This is a genomic window from Paenibacillus sp. SEL1 (assembly GCF_054602535.1).
On sequence record NZ_CM137723.1, the window covers coordinates 1,605,374 to 1,627,835 of the forward strand.

The 22,462-nt window shown below is 49.4% G+C and carries 22 protein-coding genes and 1 riboswitch; of the genes, 1 reads left to right on the top strand and 21 read right to left on the bottom strand.

Going from position 1 to position 22,462, the window contains the following annotated elements; genetic code table 11:
* Positions 1–21 precede the first annotated feature (21 nt).
* The 15 genes from cbiE to ACYCSE_RS07455 all read right to left on the bottom strand — a co-directional run bounded on the left by cbiE (position 22) and on the right by ACYCSE_RS07455 (position 15,717).
* Positions 22–1,278, bottom strand: a complete 1,257-nt coding sequence (gene cbiE, locus ACYCSE_RS07385) for a precorrin-6y C5,15-methyltransferase (decarboxylating) subunit CbiE (protein ID WP_459701922.1) — start codon at positions 1,276–1,278, stop codon at positions 22–24.
* The gene (locus tag ACYCSE_RS07390; protein WP_459701923.1) at positions 1,271–2,416 is read right to left on the bottom strand and encodes a cobalt-precorrin-5B (C(1))-methyltransferase; all 1,146 of its coding nucleotides are present in this window, start codon (positions 2,414–2,416) and stop codon (positions 1,271–1,273) included. The genes cbiE and ACYCSE_RS07390 overlap by 8 nt, the downstream gene beginning before the upstream one ends.
* Before the next feature lie 74 nt (positions 2,417–2,490).
* Positions 2,491–3,135, bottom strand: a complete 645-nt coding sequence (locus ACYCSE_RS07395; protein WP_039271658.1) for a precorrin-8X methylmutase — start codon at positions 3,133–3,135, stop codon at positions 2,491–2,493.
* Positions 3,136–3,305: 170 nt separating this feature from the next.
* Positions 3,306–4,085 (bottom strand): precorrin-6A reductase, encoded by a 780-nt coding sequence (cobK, locus tag ACYCSE_RS07400; protein ID WP_459701924.1) that lies wholly within the window; start codon positions 4,083–4,085, stop codon positions 3,306–3,308.
* A complete protein-coding gene (locus tag ACYCSE_RS07405; protein ID WP_446675442.1) occupies positions 4,082–5,116 on the bottom strand; it encodes a sirohydrochlorin chelatase in 1,035 nt (344 codons plus the stop codon). Before ACYCSE_RS07405 ends, cobK begins: the two co-directional genes overlap by 4 nt.
* Before the next feature lie 92 nt (positions 5,117–5,208).
* The gene (gene cobJ, locus ACYCSE_RS07410; protein WP_459701925.1) at positions 5,209–7,008 is read right to left on the bottom strand and encodes a precorrin-3B C(17)-methyltransferase; all 1,800 of its coding nucleotides are present in this window, start codon (positions 7,006–7,008) and stop codon (positions 5,209–5,211) included.
* Positions 7,009–7,318: 310 nt separating this feature from the next.
* Positions 7,319–7,504: riboswitch (cobalamin riboswitch) on the bottom strand.
* Positions 7,505–7,561: 57 nt separating this feature from the next.
* The gene (locus ACYCSE_RS07415; RefSeq protein WP_459701926.1) at positions 7,562–8,116 is read right to left on the bottom strand and encodes an LOG family protein; all 555 of its coding nucleotides are present in this window, start codon (positions 8,114–8,116) and stop codon (positions 7,562–7,564) included.
* A gap of 218 nt (positions 8,117–8,334) precedes the next feature.
* Positions 8,335–9,186, bottom strand: a complete 852-nt coding sequence (locus ACYCSE_RS07420; RefSeq protein WP_069290594.1) for a uroporphyrinogen-III synthase — start codon at positions 9,184–9,186, stop codon at positions 8,335–8,337.
* Between the two features lie 101 nt (positions 9,187–9,287).
* Positions 9,288–10,442, bottom strand: a complete 1,155-nt coding sequence (locus ACYCSE_RS07425) for a GerAB/ArcD/ProY family transporter (protein ID WP_459701927.1) — start codon at positions 10,440–10,442, stop codon at positions 9,288–9,290.
* Positions 10,443–10,485: 43 nt separating this feature from the next.
* Positions 10,486–10,710, bottom strand: coding sequence for a hypothetical protein (locus ACYCSE_RS07430; RefSeq protein WP_069290596.1), 225 nt, complete (start codon positions 10,708–10,710; stop codon positions 10,486–10,488).
* Positions 10,707–11,918 (bottom strand): Ger(x)C family spore germination protein, encoded by a 1,212-nt coding sequence (locus ACYCSE_RS07435; RefSeq protein ID WP_459701928.1) that lies wholly within the window; start codon positions 11,916–11,918, stop codon positions 10,707–10,709. The genes ACYCSE_RS07430 and ACYCSE_RS07435 overlap by 4 nt, the downstream gene beginning before the upstream one ends.
* Positions 11,918–13,543, bottom strand: a complete 1,626-nt coding sequence (locus ACYCSE_RS07440; RefSeq protein ID WP_440723269.1) for a spore germination protein — start codon at positions 13,541–13,543, stop codon at positions 11,918–11,920. The genes ACYCSE_RS07435 and ACYCSE_RS07440 overlap by 1 nt, the downstream gene beginning before the upstream one ends.
* 179 nt (positions 13,544–13,722) lie before the next feature.
* Positions 13,723–14,061: a hypothetical protein gene (locus tag ACYCSE_RS07445; protein WP_322158882.1), complete on the bottom strand. Its 339-nt coding sequence runs from the start codon at positions 14,059–14,061 to the stop codon at positions 13,723–13,725.
* Between the two features lie 15 nt (positions 14,062–14,076).
* Positions 14,077–14,790, bottom strand: a complete 714-nt coding sequence (locus tag ACYCSE_RS07450) for a pirin family protein (protein WP_322158883.1) — start codon at positions 14,788–14,790, stop codon at positions 14,077–14,079.
* Positions 14,791–14,859: 69 nt separating this feature from the next.
* Positions 14,860–15,717 carry a LysR family transcriptional regulator gene (locus tag ACYCSE_RS07455; protein WP_023990802.1) on the bottom strand — a complete coding sequence of 286 codons (858 nt, stop codon included), beginning with the start codon at positions 15,715–15,717 and terminating at the stop codon, positions 14,860–14,862.
* 181 nt (positions 15,718–15,898) lie between these two features.
* Between ACYCSE_RS07455 and ACYCSE_RS07460 the strand changes: the two genes are divergently transcribed.
* Positions 15,899–16,879, top strand: a complete 981-nt coding sequence (locus ACYCSE_RS07460) for a DMT family transporter (RefSeq protein WP_039271680.1) — start codon at positions 15,899–15,901, stop codon at positions 16,877–16,879.
* A gap of 94 nt (positions 16,880–16,973) precedes the next feature.
* Here ACYCSE_RS07460 and ACYCSE_RS07465 read toward each other — a convergent pair whose 3' ends face one another.
* The 6 genes from ACYCSE_RS07465 to ACYCSE_RS07490 form a co-directional block, all read right to left on the bottom strand.
* Complete coding sequence (locus ACYCSE_RS07465; RefSeq protein ID WP_452567686.1) at positions 16,974–18,962, bottom strand: methyl-accepting chemotaxis protein; 1,989 nt, start codon at positions 18,960–18,962, stop codon at positions 16,974–16,976.
* Positions 18,963–19,116: 154 nt separating this feature from the next.
* Positions 19,117–19,524, bottom strand: coding sequence for a DoxX family protein (locus ACYCSE_RS07470; RefSeq protein WP_459701929.1), 408 nt, complete (start codon positions 19,522–19,524; stop codon positions 19,117–19,119).
* Between the two features lie 117 nt (positions 19,525–19,641).
* Positions 19,642–20,502 (bottom strand): M56 family metallopeptidase, encoded by an 861-nt coding sequence (locus ACYCSE_RS07475; RefSeq protein ID WP_190299638.1) that lies wholly within the window; start codon positions 20,500–20,502, stop codon positions 19,642–19,644.
* A 2-nt stretch (positions 20,503–20,504) separates the two neighbouring features.
* Positions 20,505–20,918 carry a BlaI/MecI/CopY family transcriptional regulator gene (locus ACYCSE_RS07480; RefSeq protein ID WP_039271686.1) on the bottom strand — a complete coding sequence of 138 codons (414 nt, stop codon included), beginning with the start codon at positions 20,916–20,918 and terminating at the stop codon, positions 20,505–20,507.
* Positions 20,919–21,066: 148 nt separating this feature from the next.
* Entirely contained in the window at positions 21,067–21,906 is an 840-nt protein-coding gene (locus tag ACYCSE_RS07485; RefSeq protein ID WP_459701930.1) for a winged helix-turn-helix domain-containing protein, read from the bottom strand.
* On the bottom strand, positions 21,882–22,277 hold the full coding sequence (locus ACYCSE_RS07490) for a Fur family transcriptional regulator (RefSeq protein WP_069290605.1): 396 nt from the start codon (positions 22,275–22,277) through the stop codon (positions 21,882–21,884). The genes ACYCSE_RS07485 and ACYCSE_RS07490 overlap by 25 nt, the downstream gene beginning before the upstream one ends.
* Positions 22,278–22,462: the final 185 nt, after the last annotated feature.

Consider the following 22,462-nt stretch of genomic DNA (forward strand, 5'->3'; position numbering starts at 1 on the left):
TCCCCCTCTTGAATTACCAGCTTACTCCCCTGCTACTTCGTCAGCCACGTCCACCGACGGCTGTCCTGTAATAACATATATCGGATTGAGTCCGTCAAAACGAGTCATATTCAAAATCGGCTTGCTGCGCGCTGTTTGCAATAACGTCACCGAAGTATCGAGACCTGCTGCTTGCATCGCCTTCATCCCATCATGCAGCGTCTCAATCGTTGCAGCATTCACTACAATTCGTCCATCCTTCCGCAGACGGGAAGCACACAGACGAATCAGTTCGGCCAATTCTCCCCCGCTCCCACCGATAAACACCGCATCCGGGTCTGGCAGATCTTCCAGTCCGGCAGGCGCTTTGGCATGAATAACCGGGAAATCGGTGCGGAATTTGATTTTGTTCGCTTCCACATTAGCCAAATCGCCTTCGTTCTTCTCAATGGCAAATACTTGCCCATACTTGGCCAGCCGCGCACATTCCACCGCTACAGAGCCGGAACCTGCACCGATGTCCCATACGATGCTTCGCTCGGTCAGACGCAGCTCGGACAAGCTGAATACGCGTACTTCACGCTTCGTGATCAGTCCTTTTTCCGGCTTACGCTGGTGAAATTCCGCATCCTCGAAGCCAAATCCCCGACGAATTGCAGGCACGTCTTCTCCCTTACGGCGGCGCAAAATAACCACATTCAGTGGTTGGAACGTTCTCTGCGCCATCTCATCCAACGTATAATGCTGATACGCCTCATCCGGTCCGCCCACATGCTCGCCGACAAAGGCATCATATTCCGTCATGCCATAGTGCAGCAGATAGGCAGCGACTGCGGCGGGATGATTCCGGTCGTCCGTCAACAGTGCGACCTTGTTCTGTCCGTCAATCCGCTGCGCCAATCCGGTCATCGGACGGCCGTGTACGCTTTCCAGCACCGCATCCTGCCAGCTTTCACCGAGACGCGCAAACGCCAGCTGAACCGAGCTGATATGCGGCAAAATATCCAAATGTTCAGCCCCCAGCTTGGCGGACAAATAACCTGCAATTCCAAAAAAAAGCGGATCGCCTGACGCAAGCACGACAATATCCTTGTCCTTGCGCAACCGTCCCAATTCTTCTACCACGGCAGATAAGCCGCTCTTTAATGTTCGTTTTTCCCCTGCGAATGCCTTGAAAAAGGCTAGCTGGCGTTCTCCACCAACCAGCAGGTCGGCACGCTCAATGTGCTCCAGCGTCTCCTGCGACAGACCTGCCGCTCCATTTTCACCGATACCAATGACACGAATCACTCTACTCACCGACTCTCGCCCTCCCCAGCACGTTCCCTTTCATCGTTACCAGTACCATTTCCACGACAATTCCACCACCTGCATGGTCCAGACAATGCTGACATCCATAGGTACACAGCTTTTCAAAAAAGCTAAGCGCATTCGCTTCGGTCATCATATCCGCCACCTGCGTAGCTGTATTCGCCTCTGCCACTGCCGCTGCAAGCGACTCATCCATCCCCGCTTCACGCGCGACCTCAGCCAAAAAGCCAAAATCCACCGGAGCGCTCTTGGAGTGTACCATCATGACACCTTGAGCTACCTTTGACAGCTTGCCAGGCATACCGACGAGAATAATCTTTTTCATTCCCAGCCGTTTCCCATGCTTAATGGCAAAGCCGACAAAATCCCCCATCTGAATAAAGGCCTCTTCCGTCAGCTGATCGTACATTTGCATGGCATATTTTTCACTGCTGCCGCCTGTGGTCAGGACTATTTCTTGGCAGTTCATCGCTTGTGCAACCGATATGGCCTGCACGACGCTGGCTTTATAAGCTGACGTGGAAAACGGAACGACCACACCGCGTGTACCTAGTATGGAAATACCGCCAAGAATGCCAAGCCGTCCGTTCAGCGTTTTCTTGGCAATTTCTTCACCATCTGGCACACTGATGACAACACGGACACCTTTGGCCGATCCGTGCTCTTCAAGCACGCCTGTCACAGCCTCCGTAATCATCCGGCGCGGCACTGGATTGATCGCTGCTTCCCCGACAGGCACAGGCAGACCGGGTTTCGTTACCCGCCCTACTCCGACGCCGCCGTCCAGCTCAATACCCGGCTCCTCGCGCCAGCTAACAGAGGCGATAATTTTCGCCTGATGCGTGGCATCTGGGTCATCGCCACCGTCCTTGATCGTCGTGCAGGAAGCTTCGTCCGCGTCCAACACAGGCTCGATCAGCTCAAACGCATGATCGAATCCCGCGGGCAGCGATATCACTGCTTCCTTCGGTGGAATGCCCGTGATGAGCAGTTGTACCGCTCCTTTGGCCACTGCAGCCGCACAAGCTCCAGTCGTAAAGCCTGACCGCATTGGCTTGTCCGGCGCGGGAGCTTCACCGCTTTTCATCCGTTTGGGCCTGTTGGCGGACGCCGCTTCCTTTTCCATGCCAATTCCTCCTTAACCTCTTCTGCTGATCATGTTCTAATTCATTTCATGATACAGCAAACGGACAACCGCATCTAGCGGACAGCCATTAAGGAGATCGCATTCAATGCTGCTACGACAATTGTACTGCCGCCCTTGCGTCCAATATTCGTAATGAACGGAATATCCAGCTTGCGCAGCTCGTCCTTGGATTCTGCTGCCGATACGAAACCGACGGGCATGCCAATCACCAGTCCGGGCTTAGCCGCTCCTTCTTTTACCAGACGGATCAACTCCAGCAACGCTGTCGGCGCATTACCAATGGCATAGATACCACCTTCGCCCGCCTGAATCGCTTTGCGCATGGAAATAATGGCGCGTGTCGTATTCAGTCTTTTCGCTTCTTCCATGACATCAGGGTCAGATATGTACACATGCACATCCCCGCCAAATTGACGGATACGATCCTTGCTCAGCCCCGCTTGAATCATCTGCACATCCGCCACTACCTGCTGTCCTGCACGAATAGCTGCAATCCCGGCTTCAATCGCCTTTGGATGAAACACCATGCTGCGGCCCAGCTCAAAATCAGCAGATGCATGAATGACACGCTGTACAACGGGATATTGCTCTGCTGTAAAAGGATGCTCTCCCAATTCTTCTGTGATCATCTCGAAGCTTTTGCCCTCAATTTCCTGCGGCTGCACCGTTAGCGGTTTGAATTCTGTTTTAAAATCCATCGTATCGACCACTCCCTTATGGAAAATTAGAAAATAGTTTAGGAAAATGACAATTCATTGCTACAAAATCATAGATACCTCTAAAAAACACCTGTTTTAAGATGACTATATTTTAAATACATGCCAGAAGTCGTTCCTGATTAACTGGACTCGCAAGGGCAAGACTCAACTCAAATTGAAGTTTTCTCTTTTGCTGTGCGCAGTGCGTTAATGACTCCGTCGAAATGATCAAATACTGTGCCAAATTCCACTTCCGGCCTGGAAATCAAAAGTACGTGAATCCCCAGCTCCAATGCAGATTGAACCTTTTCATCCACTGCTCCCGTGCGTCCGCTTTCCTTGGTGACCATCACGGTCGTGCCATAGTGCTTGTACAATGCTTCGTTCATCTCGCGGGAAAAGGGTCCCTGCATGGCAATAATATTCTTTTGCTCCATGCCCAGTTCGCCGCATTTCTCCATATTGTCTAGGCGCGGCAGCATGCGTGCAACCAGACGAATCTCCGGGTCTCCGAGTAAATGCTTGGTGAACGTGCCGAGCGTCTTACTACCTGTCGTAAGCATGACAGAGCCTTTGAGTTGCTTCGCTTCTAATGCGGCCTCTTCATAGGAAGACACGATGTGGAGCAATGGATGATTGTCATACATCAGTCCCGCCCGCTCGTAGCGAATATAAGGAACTCCGGACTCGCGAGCGGCTGTCATTGCATTCGCATGTGCTTCTTCTGCAAAAGGATGACTGGCATCAACAACCGCCTGTATTCCCTGCTCCCGAATCATTGCAGTCATTTCATCGGCTGTCATTCGCCCTGTACGTACGTCCAGCCCTGCTTCGGACAAGCTGGCTGCCGCGCTTTCGGTTACGACCGAGGTCAATACGTTGAAGCCATTGTCACGGATTTGCAGCGCCAATTCCCGAGCATCGCTCGTTCCACATAGCATGAATATCATGAGCCCTTCACCTGCCCGCTTCCATTCACTACAGATGGCGTATGTGAATGCTCGTGATGGTGAGCATGGTCATGCTCATGAGTGTGATCGTGGCTGTGTGTATGGTGATCATGATGATCGTGCTCATGTGCATGATGATGGTGATGATGCTCATGATCGTGATGGTGGTCATGGTCGTGGTGATGATGGTGGTGCTCCTGCGCCTCCAGACGGAACTGGCAGTTATCACAATTGGCCGTAACCTTGCCGAACAAGCCTTCCTTAGCTCGCTCTAGCACCAGTTCAATCAGTTGAGGATGGAAACCAAAATATCCTCCCATTTCCACTTGTAATGTAGGGTGAGCCTCGGCAAATTCCTGGGTCATTTCTCCGATGCGCTTAATCAGCACACCCGTGAACAGAAAATAGGGAAGCACGATAATCTTTTTGGCCCCCAGTCGTACACAACGCTCCAATCCATCGGGAAAAGAAGGCTGCGTCACACCGATAAAGCTGCTCTCTACCCACGTATAAGAAAGCTGCTCCCACAGCATACGGGTGATTTTGAAAAAGTCACTGTTCGCATCTGGATCGCTACTTCCGCGTCCTAACACAAGTACCGCCGTTTCTTCGTCGGATACCTCGGCAAATGCCTCTACAGCGCTATTCATTCCCGCTGGAACTGCAACCGGACGGGCCTCTTTCAAGCGGCTTTGCAGAATGCTGACGATTTTCTCGTGAACGCCAATCGGGCGTCCATATACAAATTCCACCTGCGGATATTTTGCTTTTGCCCGATCAATAGCCATCGGAATATCAATTTTGGCATGTACCGCTGCGAACAAGATAATCGGAATGAGAACGACACGCGTCGCACCTTTCTCCACACATGTTTGCATCCCATCAGCAATGCTGGGACGTGCCAACTCCAAGAAACAGGTTTCCACGCACATATCCGGTACCCGGTCTGCCACTGCCTGTGCAAATTCCAGCAGTTCCTGGTTCCCCTCCGGGTCCCGACTTCCATGTCCAACTAACAATATTGCATCCACTGCTGTTTTTTCCTCCTCTTTAATAGGGATAGCCTGCATGACGCCCTATTTTATATATATGCTTGTATCCAGTTCATCAGGCCTTCAGTCCATTAATCACCACAAACCGCATTCACTTCTACCGTTGCTGGTGCATCTTCATGCCGGAAACCCGCAACGACACCTACACGTTTAAAAAATTTATGAAAACGCTCATTCGGATGCCCTTTTTCCTTATATTCAGCGATGACGTTCTCCACAATGTCAGTAATTTGATCACCCGGAATCCCTTCCGCTACGGGCTGAGCGGCATGAGCATTGCGACCGAATTTTTTGCCACCAAGGAAGAGGTCGTATCCTCCCTTGCGATAGACGATGCCGATATCCTCCAGCACCGCTCCATAGCAGGCCATACCGCATCCGTTCAAAGCAATGCTCGTTTCCTTGGGTGCCTGTAATCCGCCAAGTACAACCTGTAGATGCTCAGCCACAGGCACAGCGTCATCCTTCTCCATATTGCAGAAGTCGCACGCCTTCACCTTAAACACATCGCCAATCGGCATGACAATGAATCGTTCATCCCGCAGCCGTCCGACCAGTTCCTCGGGGTCTGCACACGGTACGCGCAGCACGATCTGATGATCTGGCGTGTATTCCAGCTCGCCGTCATCACCCGCTACCTCGGCGAGCAGCGCCATCTGGCGAGCGGTGAACTTCTTGTTTCCCACACCCGGGGAAACGCCCACCTCAAATAGCGCAGGCTTGCCAAAGCCGCCTGTCGCCATCCCGGCCGGGGCCCCCGCTCCGGCCACCGCTGACGTTCCGGCGGTGCTCTCGGCGGTAGGCGCTTGCCCGCTCCAGCGAGCGTTGGCTGCGCCGGGCAACTTGCCGCCGACAGCGAGGCGGCTTAGTGCCTCTGCCGCCAGCGATGCCGGGGTTGCTGCGCCGGTTTGCACAGCGGTCGTTGCCTGCACGGCAGCCATCGCTTGCGGGCGTGCCTGCGTCGCAACCGCAGCGCCGCTCGCGGAGGGTCCAGCGGGCGTAGTCGGGGCTGCGCCTGCCTGCGGTGCAGCCTCTTGTGCGCCCAGCGACCACGGCTCCGCTTCCGTGCGGAGCCGCTGATGCGGCTTGAGCGCTTGCTCGGTCGCATCCAGCGTGTATTTGCGCTGATATCCGCGCGGAGTCACGATCAAGCCGTCATACACCGTTGTCGAGGAATTGCCGATGATTACAGTTGTCAGCATCCCGATGTCATGATTCAGCATATCTTCCAGCGTCGTTACAATAACTTGCTGACGTTCACGATAAGCACTTTTCACCAACCCAACTGGAGTTTGCGGATCGCGGTAACGCAGCAAAATGGACTGCGTCTCCACAATCTGGCGGGTACGCCGACCACTGCGCGGGTTGTATAATGCAATCACAAAATCGGCCGAAGCCGCTGCTTCTACACGCTTCACAATCGTTTCCCATGGGGTCAGATGATCACTCAGACTGATCGTGCAAGCATCATGCATCACTGGCGCCCCCAACAGTGAAGCACAGGACTGAATAGCCGAGATCCCCGGCACGACTTCTACCTCAACCCCGTCCTCGCGTCGCCAGCCTTTTTGCATCAGCACTTCGTACACCAGCCCTGCCATACCATAGACTCCTGCATCTCCACTGGAAATGACAGCTACCTTCTTGCCCATCTCTGCTTGGCGAACCGCCTCCTGCGCACGGCTCACTTCCTCTGTCATCCCTGTGCGTACAATCTCCTGTCCGTTCAACAACGGACGGATCAAATCAACGTAGGTATTGTAGCCGATAATGACCTCACTTTCGGCCAGCGCATCCAGCGCCCGTTTTGTGATATGTTCCATATCTCCTGGTCCAAATCCAATCACCAGCAATTTTCCTAATGGGCTCATCGTGCTCCTCCTATTCACCCTTTTCAGGGTAGCTATCCTATCTATTTCAATGATTTATGCACATCGTGTAACTCAAAAAACCCCATCCTGCCCGGATGGGGTTTCTATGTACGTATCTCTCATCAGACGAAAAAACAGCGTAAGAAGACACTATTTGTCTTCCTCCAGCCTGCCGTTGTTTTCCACCTGTCTGTTTACGCTTCAAACGCTGCTGCACGTTCATATCCACGCAAACCTCTAACCAACATGGAAAAAGCAACGTGTGCCTGATTTCCTGATTTCGTACACCCATCCTCTCCGCGAAGGTTAACGGTGCATACAGATCAAGGTAGGTCTCCTGGCTTGGCATCAACAGATTCTTTCGTCTTCCCCGTTTTTCACGAGTGACCATTTAAAAAAATCCTCTTCCTTACAGTGGCGGGACCGCTCGGGATTTGCACCCGATTCCCTGTTACCCTTTGCTCAACCGCAAAGGCACCTTGTCTGTCCGCTATTTGATTATGGGTCTTATCATAACCTTGCCTCAATCAGTTGTGCAAGCACGAAAAACGCTTTATTTCAAGTTCTCTGCTTTATTTTTTAACATATGTAGCAATTCGTCCGGGTCCGCAGAGATACTTAATAACGCTGGATGCTCAGCCCCGGTAAACCCTTCTTGCACGCTATGACGCACCATTTCTACTAACGGGTCAAAATATCCATTCACATTCAGCAGCCCAATCGGCTTGCGATGAATGCCGATTTGCGCCCAGCACAATACCTCGAACAGCTCCTCAAAGGTTCCCAAGCCACCCGGAAGGGCAATAAACGCATCGGCCATCTCGCTCATTGCCGCTTTACGCTCATGCATGCTTGCTACCTCAATGAACTCGGTAACTCCCTGATGAATGATCTCTGCATCAAATAACAGGGTGGGCATAATGCCAGTGACCTGACCGTCACCCGCCAGTATTCCATCCGCCACCTCTCCCATCAGCCCCCTACTGGAGCCACCGTAGATCAGACGGATATGATGGCGAGCCATGGCTTCTCCCAGCTTGCCTGCCGCTTCAACATATACCGATGAATGTCCAGGTCTGGACCCGGCAAATACACAAATAGAATTCATTAACGTCTCAGCTCCTGTCCTAAGTATCATGCATCGAAACTTATTCATTATATTAGCTAAATATTTTCGCTATAACAAAAATCTTTGTCGATGCATGTCCAACAAAAAAAAAGATAAAGACCTCGCAGGCCCTTATCTTTATTTTACGCTTTATCCAAAAATATAAGTTCATTTTTAGCATACTATATTTATAATTTCTATCTCATTTCCATCTCATTTCAATGACCATTCATGATCTTCAGACCACAGCCATGCACCGAATCGTTATGCTCAAAATATTTGCCCAGCTCCACCATCATCGCGCCCATGCGTTCTTCGGTTGGAAACACGACTCGATCAATCCCTTCTTCCACAATGGACTGTGCAGTCACCTTCCCTACTGATACAGCAATCACATCCTCACGGAAAGCTTCCAGTAAATCCTCGATTCGATTTTGCTCTCTCGCATATTGGGCTAAAAATCGAATTTGCGGGCCACTCGTGAACGTAACGGCATCAACATTACGATGGATAACATCCTCCAGTAACGCCTGCAATTTTGCTTCCTCAGGTGGGATATGCTTATAAGGAAGTACCTGGCGGGTCACTGCCCCCTGCTCGTCCAGCCACTTTACCAACCGTGGGGCTGGATCGCCATGCAGTTGCAACAATACTTCCTTCCCCTTCAAATCGTATGGGGCGAAAGCTCCTGTCAATCCGATCAAACTTCCGTCCTCGTCTCGTACTGCTGGCGTAAAGCCACGCTTTTTGAGTCCATTGACCGTCTTGTAGCCCCGCGCTGCAATGTTGGAAGATTGCAGCAGCTCCATAATCTGCTCAGCCACGCCCATATCCTCTGCCATATCGAACAGGGCATCCAGCCCCATACCTGTCGTGAAGATGTACCAGTCTGGAGGGTGCTTCACCCACGATACAACAGCGTTGCGCAGCTCGATATCATCCAGAAAAACGGTACCCTGGGCCGGGCGCTGTACTGGCTCACCCCCCATCTTCACAACTAGCAGCGCCATTTCTTCTGCTTTACGGGGACCCGCAAGAGCGACTCTCTTGCCTGCCATGCGTTGTGCCATTCTGTTGCCTCCCTTGTAGATGTCGTATTTCTTTCTACCAAGTATACAATCAGAGGGGTAAAAGACAAATAAGAATTACTTTTCCGATGAATACAGTAATCTTATAAGTGGCCGTGTTCTGTTCTGCCTCCATGCTGGCTTTCTTTCTGACTACTGCTATCCTGCTCTCCGTTAGATGCCCTATCATCTCCGCCTTTCCCTTTAGATTTGGGTCGGAGCAACATCCATAGCAACAAAGGCATGATAACAAAAAAAATGATCATCACCGCGGTCCACTCCCGGCTGAACTCATAAATTTGCACAATGTTGGAGAACAGCATAAACGAACAGACATAGCCTAACAAACCTACGGGCCAAACCATCAGGCTCCCCCAGGCTTGGGCAAACATCCGTTTTACCGCCAAACTGGTAACGTACAGATCAACCCCAATCTTCGTAAGAAAGGTCGGTACGGTCAGTACTGCCACGAACAAGTCGAACCGATCCAGAAAGTCCGTTAGCTGTAATTGACGCACCAGTTCATACGCTGGATAAAACAGCCGTGACAAGATAGGAACACCAATAACCAACTCGGATAGCAGCACCAGCATGGTCAGAAAAGCGGTTCCGAGCAAATGCCCAAACCACGCACTACGCCCATTATAGCTCTTCCCAGAAATCACAAAGGGGACTATCATAATATCGGCCATATAACCCAGCATGCGCCAACTCCCCTTGATTACTCCCTCTACTTCTGGATGTAAGTAGGGTCTCAGCATCGAAAAATCCATATTACGCCCAAAAAAAAGCGGCATGGTCAACAGCGTCACAATCAACAGCGGTATAAAATTCTCGGTCATATTCACGATGGTGCTTATTCCGCCTTTAGCCATAAATACTAGAGTCAACAGCACAATAAGAGAAGTGACCACAATCGGAGTCAGCGGCAAAAGCACCACCTCCACCAGATCCGTAATAATCCTCAAATCCCGTGCAAAGATGATCAGGAATAAAATAAGGTAGATTGCAAGCAGCACACGGCCCAGCACAGGGTGAGAGCTCACCATCGCCTGCATCAGATCCTGATCAGGGAACCGTCGTTTAAGTTTCAACATCGCCCAGATCGGCAAGCATAGCACGATAGCCGCAATTATACAGGTCCAGTAAGCATGCTGATTCGCGTGATCCGCTGCCTGCGCCGGAGCATGTATAAGGGTAATACCGACCTCCATCAATACACCAAGCAGCACAATTTGTCTGGTTGTGAACTGTTTCATGCAGGTACATCCTCCTTTTGCCCGCAGGCATCCATTACACGATTTACAACGTAGGGGGGAGCCACATGTCAATAAAACGGGTTAGCCATGTAGCCACATAAACGGTGCTCTTCGTTGATGTTCCGTAAATCCAGATACCAATGCTAATAACATACATTACGCGGGAGACCCAGCGATTGATGGCTGGTGCATTGTGAATATTTTTACGGTCCATCAGATACATGAAGAGCATAACCAGCACCAAAGGTAACAGAAATACTTTATTCATTGGATTTGCTCCTTTTTGACCCCGAATGGTTTGGTGACCGCACCGATATTCTCAATATGCACGACCGGATTTATGGTGACCTTCACCTTGGGATACAGTTGTTCCCATTGAGGTTTGATCCGTTTCCATTCATCCGGTTGACTCGTAATAATAGCCCGGCCCAAACCAAGTACGTCTGAACGATACTTTTGCTGAATCACCTGAACAGCCTCTCCCAGCTCCCTCTTAATTTCCTCGGCTGTCTGCCGCTCCAGCCACTTCAAATTTTCCTCGTTGGAAATATCGAAACTCGTCTCATTTTCCTTCACATTCCCATTGCAGTTCATATGAATGGTCATTCGAATCTCATCCCCTTGAATATGGGGCTTAATTTGGACTTTATTTTCGATGAGGTGTACAGATATGTAACCTCTACCTTTGGGAGGGGGAATAAATATTTCTGTCTCCTTGGCTTGCTCCATACCCAAAAGCAGAAACCGACTGAGGTGGTTATCAATAATTCCTGTTAACCTGTCTTTGCGAAACACAGCCAGTCCATCGACCTGAATATTCGTTTTCTTGTCTTTAAGGTTAGGGGGCCCATTCTTCACCAGAGACATTACTGGTACCACCGGGTCAACGCCTTCCAGCAGGACGGAATTCATCAACAGCTTAACGGAACGAGGTTTTTTCATATAGGAAATATTGAGCTCACGCACCATTTCTGCTGGATATTGCTCTATCGGAGCATCTGCCTGAAGCAATTCCATCGTTGAACCCTTCGTAATAACAACCAGGGACGACAGACGGTTCTGCGGAACACGTGCCAGTACATCCATCATTTTGCTAATCCCTTCTCGTGCCAGCGCCTCGCCGAACAGCAGTACCCGCCGATGGGAGTAATTGAGTGTTCGCGAAACTCCGCGCTGTTCCTCGGTACTTGCTCCTCGAAAGCTTGGGCCTATTTTGGACTCCAAATAGTAGGATTTCGTACCACTGGTACCTCCCCCTCCTCCTGTACTGCCCGAAGATCCGAGTTGTCCGGGTAGAGCGATTTGCATCGTTACCCGGTATTGATCGCCTTCCTTGTCCAGCCCGGTACCCATCACGAAAGCCACATCATTCACTTCACGGCGATCCCAGCATCCTCCCAAGAGAACAGAGCATAGCAGCAGACAACAGAGCACAGCGACTTTACGTATTTGTTGTGTATTCGATTTGGGCTTCATCACCATCCCTCCTCGCTTTTGGGCGTTCCATTCATCTTTTCCTTCGCTCGTTTGTTGTTGTCTTTACCAATCCAGGAAGGACGTTTGGTCATTTTCCACCAAGGCGCGCGGACGACGATATCCTTTTGATCCATATGGTTGTATGGGCTATATCCACTCATATAAGGGACACCAAACGAGGTTAGCTTGGTTAGATGCGTAGCAATCAGCGTTGTCGCAATAATGATCCCAAACAATCCGAATAAACCCGCCATCAGCATGATGGGAAATCGCAGCAGACGAACCGTGATGGCAAAGTTAAAACGCGGTATGGTAAACGACGCAATACCTGTGAGCGACACAACAATGACTATGGGCGCCGATACGATTCCTGCTTGTACTGCGGCCTGCCCAATGACGAGCGCACCAAGAATACTGACGGCCTGACCGACCGTTTTGGGGAGACGAATCCCTGCTTCCCGTAATGCCTCAAAGGAAATCTCCATCATCAATGCTTCCACCAGTGCTGGAAAAGGGATGGATTCGCGAGCCGCCGCAATACTCAGGATGAGCGTCGTCGGCAGCATATCATGATGATAGGTCGTCACCGCTACATATAATGCGGGTAGAAAGAGAGCCATTACGAGAAAAAGAAAACGAATCCAGCGCACCATATTACTGATGAAAAAGCGCTCGTAATAATCCTCGCTCGCTTGCATCATCTGCCACATGGTGACTGGCCCAATCAGAGCAAAAGGCGTTCCGTCCACAAAAATGGCAAAACGTCCTTCCAGTAACTGCGCAGTGACGGTATCCGGACGTTCAGTGTATTCCATTTGCGGAAACGGTGAAAACGGATGATCCTCAATCAGTTCCTCAATATACCCCGTCTCCAGAACACCATCAATTTTAATATCGCTGAGCCGTTTTTTTACATCCTCCACCAGCTTCGAATCTATGATCCCTTCAATATAAGTAAGGACGACGCTCGTTTGAGTTTCTGTTCCGATGGTCATGCTGTACATCTTGAGCTTGGAGGTCTTCAGCTTGAAGCGTAACAGTGCCGTATTAACGCGAAGAGTCTCAGTGAAGCCCTCACGCGGACCTCGAATAACCGCTTCTGTCTGTGGTTCCTCTACGCCACGACGAACGCCCCCCTTGGCGCTAAAAATATACGCACGAGGCGTGCCATCTACGAACAAGGCGGCATTGCCGTCCAGTATCGCTGCCGATACCATCTTCCATTCGTCCATCGTTTTGGTCTGGGACATGGAGATACGAGTTTCATCCAGCGGCTCCAATTTGCCGTTCACTTCAGGGTCCTTGAGCATCATACCCAGAATGACAGGCCGCAGGATATGATCCTGCAAATCCTCCGATTTTACCGTACCTTCAAAATAAGCCAACACCCCTTTGCGTTCAGGGGAAATCATGAGCTCTCGATAGACGATATCAGAGCAATCCTTGAAAATATCACGCAAAGCAATCAAATTGTCTTCCACACTGCTACGTAGCGGCTGTTCCAGCCACGAAGACTCAGGCAGTCCTTTAGGCACATTGGAATTTCGTGTCTTGCGGTCTGCGGCTGGAATCGCTCTCCGGCTCCACGGTGGCTTCGGCAACTTGGGAAAGCGCCCTTTCTTCATCGTTATTCCCCCTTTACGAATGAGCCGAACAGATAATATGACATATAGGATGTACCAGCCTGCAAAGGATTATGTATCCAATGAACTCAACATATTGAACGGATAACAAAAAGACCCTGCAATGATGCAGAGCCTTCGAAAATCCATTATATATCTGAAAAATTATGATAAAGGAATGATTAATCGCCCCAATACTCCTCGGGATGGTATTCAATCTCAGAACCGGCTTCGAACGTAAGCTTATCTGTCTGATCATGATATTCCACGCTTTCCGGGGTGACGTAATACCAATGCTTCACCAGGGGGCCATCATCTACTGGGGTTACAAAACGAAATACGTTCAACTCCCCGCTATAACGCACAATCGCCTCCGCCGTCTCACGCGGCAACTCTTGAAGCGTAAAGCGAAACACACCGTCCACCGATTCAAAATGACAATCGAAACTCTGCTTGCGGCTGTCAGCAAAGCTACGTCCCGTGACGGCATGCTTGATCAGCCATGTTTCCTGCTGCGCCATTGTGCGCACCTCCTTTTAGGGCAAATCAATCAACATATAAAAAACAGAATCTTCTGCTTTCAGTGAGAGCTTCGGCTCCTGCTCAATACGAGCGGAATCGCGTCCTTGCAGAATATGTTCACCGTTCACACGCAGCGAGCCTTCGATGATGAACAGGAACACGCGCCGACCCTCGGCCTGTGTGAATTCTACTTGTTCTCCAGGCTGAAGCTTGCTTAAATAAATCGTTAAATCCTGGTTGATTGCAGCTATTTCACCCTCTGTGCCTGGTACGCGCTTTCCGGCAACGACAGGCAGAAGCTGACCGTGAAGACGCTCAGGATTGAATGCTGTAGCCTCATATGACGGTTTCAGTCCTCTCGTATGCGGGCTAAACCACAATTGCAGCAGACTGACATCCTCCGTTTGTGAAGCGTTGTGCTCCGTATGAATGATGCCGTGGCCCGCTGACATTCGCTGAATGCCTCCAAAACGGGTTACCGCTACATGTCCATGGTTGTCTTCATGACGCAGTTCCCCATACAGCACAATCGAAACAATCTCCATATCACTGTGCGGATGCGCCCCAAATCCCCGTCCCGGTGCGATGACATCGTCATTACAGACACGCATAGGACCAAACGCTGTATTGTTCTCATCCTGATACTCCGCGAATGAAAAGCTGTGACTTCCCCGCAGCCAGCCCTTATCGAAGCTGAATCGGGAAGCCGCCGGATATATTGTAAACATAATAGCCCTCCTTCAGGAAGAAAAATGAGATCAAATCCCTCTCATTGTAACTGAGCCCAAGCGATAAAGCTACGCCTCTGTCTGAGTGATAATCTCATCTATAAAAGACTGCAAAGTACTGGTAACAAAGGCTTCCTTACGCCGGATAAACACCGTTGTTACTTCATTGTACGGCTCAGGCATCGCATGACCGCATACAAGGCCTTGAGCCACCAGCCCGCTGATCGACGATTCGGGAAAAACAGTCATTCCAATACCGGCCGCCACACTGCCGATAATTGTCTCAAATGTCCCAAACTCCATAATCTGCTTGGGAATAATCCCCTCCATCTTGAGCCAAGTTTCCAGCCGTCCCCGGTAGCCGCAACCTTTTTTATACAGCAGGAGTGGACGGGTTGTAAGATCCTCGACAGAAAAGTCATCTCCTTGGGATACGAGGACCAGTTTTTCCTGAAACACATCAAACTGTTCAATCAGCGGATGCTTGACCGGCCCGGTCACAAAAGCTCCATCCAGCCGCATTTCTGCAACCTCCTGCACCAGAGACTCTGTAACCCCGGCCTTGAGGGACAACTCGACATCCGGGTACTTGCTATAGTAAGCATGTAAAATGGCCGGGAGGGCAATGACAGTCTCCACAATGCCAATCTCCAGTACCCCCGAAGGTGCAGAGGTATTCTGAAACGCATGTTTCATTTCCTCAAATTGCGATAAAATGCTTTTCGTATATTGCAGCAGACGCTTGCCCTCTGCATTGAGGATCATTCCCCGCTTATGTCTATTAAATAAAGGCGTTTGCAGTTCCTTTTCGAGCAGCTTGATTCTGGCCGTTACATTGGACTGGACATAGCTAAGCTCGGCTGCAGCCTTGCTGACACTGCCATGCGCAGCCACCGTCTGGAAAATGTTTAAATCGTTCAGATCCATTACTGCTCCCCCTTATTGTGAAGGACAAGGGGCCATCAAAATTGACGCGCCTTGTCACTTATTATCATTTTAAATGATCATAATGTTTATTTTCAATCATTTTACCAACAGCTTCCTATCCTTTATGATGTGTCCATAAGATATGTCCGCTGAGACCGGCAAGGAGGAGCTTTTGTACACCATGAACAGACAAATCATGACCGGATCTTTATTATGCCTAATCGCCAGTATGTCCTGGGGGGCGATGTTTCCGGTTTCGCACATTGCATTACAACATATCAATCCACTGTACTTTTCATTTTTGCGCTATTTATCGGTTACACTCATTTTAGTCGTGCTATTGTGGCTCAAAGAGGGACGGACGGCATTTCGCTTTGAGGGCAAGGGCAAGACGTTGTTATTCTTTGGGACCATGGGATTCACCATTTATAATATGGCCGTTTTCCAGGGACAGCACGCGATGGGGGCAGCAGGTACTCTGGTAGCTTCTATAATGGAAGTGCTAATGCCGATGATTTCCATTGCGATGGTGTGGATCATGACTCGTAAAATGCCTCCGAAATATACACTAATCAGCATGGTGATTGCGCTGGCTGGGGCTTTACTTGTGATCACGAACGGAAAGTGGACCTTTTTCACACTTGCCGGACAACATTTACTGCCGCTGCTGCTTATTTTCGTAGGCGTCGTCGGATGGGTCGTATATTCCATGGGAGGCAGCCACTTTGCAGGATGGTCTACTCTTCGGTATTCAACCCTAACCTGCCTGCTCGGAACTCTCGTCTCCTTCGTAGTCGTCACATTTGCCTCTGCTTTCAACTGGATTGTGGTGCCGGACTGGCAGGCTGTGTGGTCAGTTAAATACGAAATGAGCTTTATGATCCTGCTTCCAGGGCTAGCTGCCCTGCTTAGCTGGAATGCCGGAATCCGAAAGCTGTCTCCACTGAACGGAATTCTATTTATTAACTTTGTACCGATTACCACGCTGGTACTCATGTACTTCCAAGGTTATGTCATTAGCCGTTTTGAACTATATGGGACAGTGCTAGTCATTTTCGCACTGATTCTGAACAATATGTTTCAGAGAAGTTCGCTGCGTCCTTCCGACAGCTCACGGGATGTCCGTTTCCGTCTGGATCGCCGCAAGTCCTTCCAACGTTAACTTCTAACCCTGCAAACCAGAAATTATGCTAAAAACATTAAAAAGCGCCTGGATACAGAGTACAATCTCCTGTATCCGGGCGCTTTTTATCATTTTAGGATTTTCCTTCAACCTGAAAACGTCCAACCAGTTCACGCAATTCCTCTGCCATTTGGCTCAGGTCCGCTGTAGATGAAGCAATTTCCTCAATAGAAGCAAGCTGTTGCTCAGCCGCTGCTGAGATCGACTCGGTGTTGCTCGCTGCCTCGTCCGAAATGTGGGCAATATCGCTCATAATATCTACGACGCCTACAGTCCCCCGTGCCATTTCCTGAGTCACTCCGGTAATGTCATTGATATGTACCATAGCTCGTTCCACGGCCTGGCTGATCTCCGCAAAGGATTGCTCAGACGTGGTTACCGAATCAATGCCTTCCGTCACCCGTGTCCGCGCTTGATGCATAGCGCCCAGAGCATGATTCATATCCACCTGCATCGCTTCAATGCGCTCCGAGATCAAAGTAGCCGATTTCGCTGATTCCTCAGCTAGCTTACGTACCTCCGTGGCGACCACGGCAAATCCCTTACCATGATCCCCAGCACGTGCGGCCTCAATGGACGCATTCAGAGCTAACAAATTCGTCTGTTTGGCAATACCGGATATAACGCTGATAATATTCACGATTTCACCGGAGCGCTCATTGAGAGAGTCCATGGCCTGTCCGAGATCGTTAACGGTCTCGTCGATGTCATGCATCTTCTGGACAGCCTGCGTAGCAGCCTTGCTGCCCTCCTGAGCCGACTCGGCGTTCATCTTCACATGTTCAGATACGCCCACCATACGCTCGGATACGTTCGCTGCTTGCTGAGCAAGCTCCTCCATATTTACGGAGCCGTGCTTGACGCTCTCCACCTGACGTTCGCTGCCCACAGCTACTTCCTGGATAGCAATGGTGACATGCTCAATCGCTTGGGTTGTCTGATCTGCACCCGCAGCCAGCTCCTCCGCTGAAGAACTTACCCGATCTGTCGTTTCGTGTACGCTTCGAATCATCGTGCGCAAACTATCCACCATGGTTTGAAAGTGAGCAGACAATTCGCCCACCTCATCCGTTTTTCCAGTTTCCAAATCGCCCGTCAAATCACCTTCACTGATTCGTTCTGCTGATTTTTGCAGCTTACGAATCGGTACCAAAACAGAACGGGTAATCAGGAAAATCGCGATAAGCGCAATCACCAGTGAGGCAGCCAGCACGAAAATGGTTACATAACGCATGGCAGCAGTGGCATCGCTAATCTCGGATTGATAGAAGGTACCTGCAATTTTCCAGCCGGTATCCGTATTCGTTACATAGGTCAAATATTTCTCGCGACCTTCATGCATATAGTTGAAGTTCCCGCTCGGCGCAGTATACAACGTATCAAGCGAATTCTCCTGAGGAGATGAGCCCGCTTTAGCCGTAGGATGGACTACGAATTTCTTCGTATGATCCAAAATGATGATATACCCCTCCTGGCCCACTTTGATAGAGGCCAGTTTACGTACACTCTCCAGATTTAGAGAAATCCCGATAACCCCGGACTTGTCGGAAAGCGTCTGAGATACTACGACAACAGGAATACCCGATGAATTGATGATCACAGGCGTAATTGCAACCTTACCGGGCTGCTTCATCGCTTCGATGTACCATGGACGTGTGCGAGGGTCAAATGTCCCTTCATCCTCCTTGGGCACCCCCCGGATCATCAGCCCCTCCGGTGTACCAACAAAAATATCCGTTGCATCTTCGTGCAAACCCTTGTATTGGATCAGCTTGGGCTGAATCAAAGGGCTGTTTCGACCATCTATCATCGAACCGTCCAGACGCTCCGCCAAATAACTCGCATCTTTAATTTTACTGGCGATTGCGTATTCAATAATGGAGTTAGCTGTCGCTACCCCCTGATTCGCACTCCCGTGGAGCTGTTTCTCCATAGCATTATATGATGATTTATAGGTCGCAGTGGAAATACTTAAGCTCGGAATCAGCAAAACAAGTAAAAAGCCTAAACTTAGCTTGTTCCTGAGTGTCCATATCGTTTTTCTCTTTCGCGTTGTTCCCATGTTTTTTCCCCTTTGCTCATAAACCGATATATTTGAATTACATTCCGTGTTAGTTATATCGGTTGAAAGTAGCAAATGATTTACAATAAAATTTCACAAAGGAGAAAAACAAAAAACGCGCCCTATAAGACTAAGGACGCGGTTATATGAACATTTAGACCTGTACGTTACTGTTTTCAGCCTTTTTGCGGCCAAATAACTGATCCACTGCCAGAAAACGTCCACCGACAAGCGCTTGCTGAAGGCTGGTGAACAGAATCAGCAGATCAAATTCAATCGAGCCAAAAGGCTGTCCTTTTTTAGCGGTTAGCAATACACCAATCATAACAATGGTCAATGCCGCTCCAGCCAGTCGTGTTCCGATACCCAGAACCAGTGCAATTCCTCCAACCAGCTCAACCGTAGCGACCACAGGGGCCATCCAACCAGGGAGTCCGATACTTTGGAAGAAGCCGGAGGTTCCGTCTAATCCCTGAAACTTTTGTGCACCGTGAACGATAAAAATAATCCCTGTAAAGATTCGTACCAACAATAATCCAATATTCATAAGCGTTTGATTCATTTGCTCATCTCCTTTTAAATTGTATAAAAACCCTGTAACAAACTACATAGTGTAGTGTATTGCACATCGAGAATCGGGAGCGCGAAAAGCGCCACCCGTAAGAAACATCTTGTCCAACTAGATTAGCGCCAGTGCGAACATAAGTGTCAGCATCACTAGCACATAGCTGGAAAACATAATCGAACGCCAAGGCATTTGAATGACAGGTTCTTGCTGAGGGTCTAAAATACGTGAGATACGATAATTAATGGACGTTTCTGCAAACGAGGAACAAGCGGCCGAGTTTACCAGGCGAGTATTGGCAGGTGTCATACTCAGAAGCTTGAGCAATGCGCTCCCAATCCCAACGGGTGAACCGGCTCGATGGATCGCTTCGTTATCAGCCAAAATTTCACGGGCCGTCTTATAATGATTGGTAATGTGACGCAGCACTGGCAAGTAAAACAGCTGTTTAGCACACACTTGCAGCAACCAGGTCTTCAACGGATCATAATGTTTCATATGATAGGCTTCGTGGTATATGACAGCCTCTTCCTCGTGCTTGTCCAGTACGGACAATAGTGCAGAGGACAATACAATGCGTGGCTTCCATAATCCCATCGTAAAGGCGGCTGGCTTGGCATAATCAATGACCCATATCCGATCGGTCCCGAGTTCACGATATCGCTCACCCAGTGCTTCGGTCAGCGGCAGATCACGCATTCGGTGCAGTCTGCGAAAAGCTGCCCTGGTAGCCATACACTGTCTGACTGCTTCTCCTCCAGCGATAGCAAAGGTAACGAAAACCAGCCCGCTGAGCGCATCCACCATGTAGCCAATTCCGTAGTGCTGCAACAAACTTCTGCAAATTTGAAACACGTTATAATTCAATTTCCAGCCGAAAACATGCTGCCCGGCGTACATACCCATCTGTATAAGGGCGAAACCCGAAATCAAGGCGCCTGCTGTAAACAGTAATTTAGAACGTGTTTTCCACATCGCTACATATCCTTTTTCCATTGTTTAATTTTTTGTTCCAGACGTTCGATCAACTTCGGATCGGCCACCTCCAGAGCATCAATCATATGATTGACAGCAAGTGGGCCAAATTCATCCACCAATTCGTGACTGAGTCCCTTGGATTGCTCATCCATGAACTCTTCCCTACTTAAAACTGGACGATATAAAGACGTTCTCCCACGTATACTCTTACTCAGTATCCCCTTGTCCACTAAACGGTTCATCACGGTCATTACCGTATTGAAGTTAAAGTCCCGATCCCCCTCCAACGCGGTCTGCACTTCTTTGATACTCCGATCCGAAGTGGACCATAAAATATCCATAATCTTGGCTTCCAGAGGTCCGAAAAATCGGTTAAGCCCGGTTTCGCCAGCTTTAAAATTCAGTCGTTTCATAAGAAGCACCTCACACTACCGATTGTAGTGTATATATCCGGCTAAAGTCAACCGTCACACCTAATGTCAGTTTCTTCATGGAAAATCATATACAAACCGCCGAATGTCTCCATCCGGCGGAAATTCATCGGTATTTATAACTTTCAGGTCAATCTGCCAATCTGTATCCTACACCTCTTACGGTTGCAATATATTCAGGTTCCGCAGGTCGATCATCTAGCTTCTTGCGCAAACTTTTGACATGCACATCTACAACGTTACTGCCGCCTACAAAATCCGTCTCCCAGATATCGTGCATCATTTGCTCGCGAGAGATCACTTTGCCTTGAGCATCAATCAGCTTCAGCAGCAAATCGTATTCTGTTTTAGTCAGATTCAGTTGACTCTCTTCTTTATATACCAGCATTTTATCTCGGTCAATCCAGATGTCCTTGAACACCGTACGACGGCTGGCTTGCGCTGCCTGACGGGAAACGGCAGGATGGCGAACAATCATCCGTTCAATGTCATGCACCATATGATTGGAAGCCAGCGGCCACACCAGCACCTCTTCTGAAGGAAGCAGCTCATGCGCATGTACAGACACCCGATCCTGAACCACGTACATAACCGGGGTGTCTTTCATGTGTTCTACCTCCAGACGATTGCGGATATCCAGTAATTCACTCTGTGGTTCGGTGGCGGTCAAATCGTAAATCAACAGATCGCTTCCCAGATGACGCTGCACTTCAGGCTCCCAGCGATGAAAAACCATCACATCAAAACACGCATCTGACAACGTACTCACCAACCCGTGAACTACACCCGGTACCGAACTGATTAGAATGATACGACGTGTGGTCGGACAATACAAAGGCTCATTGGAGGGAACGGTCTGCACCGTAGGTGTAGAGGGAGCTGCTAACATCGATGTCCAACTACCCTTCACCCGTCTAGGCATGTCAGCCACTTTGAAACGATTCGTTATCTGATTCGCTTGCTTTGACATTCCTTACACACTCCTCCGAATACGACATGGGCATGGGCAATAGTATACCCCGTTTCATGCGCAACCGTGTCAATCCAATCATGTGGGACTTCACTCATCACTTCATCTACCCGGCCGCATACCTGACAAATAATATGCTGATGATCGTCCATCCGTCCGTCATAACGACTAGCAGCTTCCCCCAGCTTCAATTCACGGATTAATTCCTTATCCGTCAAATAACGCAGTGAATTATATACCGTTCCATAGGCCAGATTATATCCGCGCTCCATCAACCGATTCATAACATCGGCCGCAGTAGGATGATCGTGGGCTTCACGAACCACATCATATACCGCTTGGCGCTGCGAAGTTAAATTTAAAGTTCTCATGCCGCATCTCCCTTAACCAACGCAGATTATATTAATTACAAACTTACAATCATAATAAAGATCAATTTAGAATAAGTATAAATCTTAATTTATTTCAAGTCAATGGGATCGGATAAATTGAACGGCTTTGCAACACAATGTATACATGGTACATCTCAGCTCATATACACTGGAGGAATATTTTA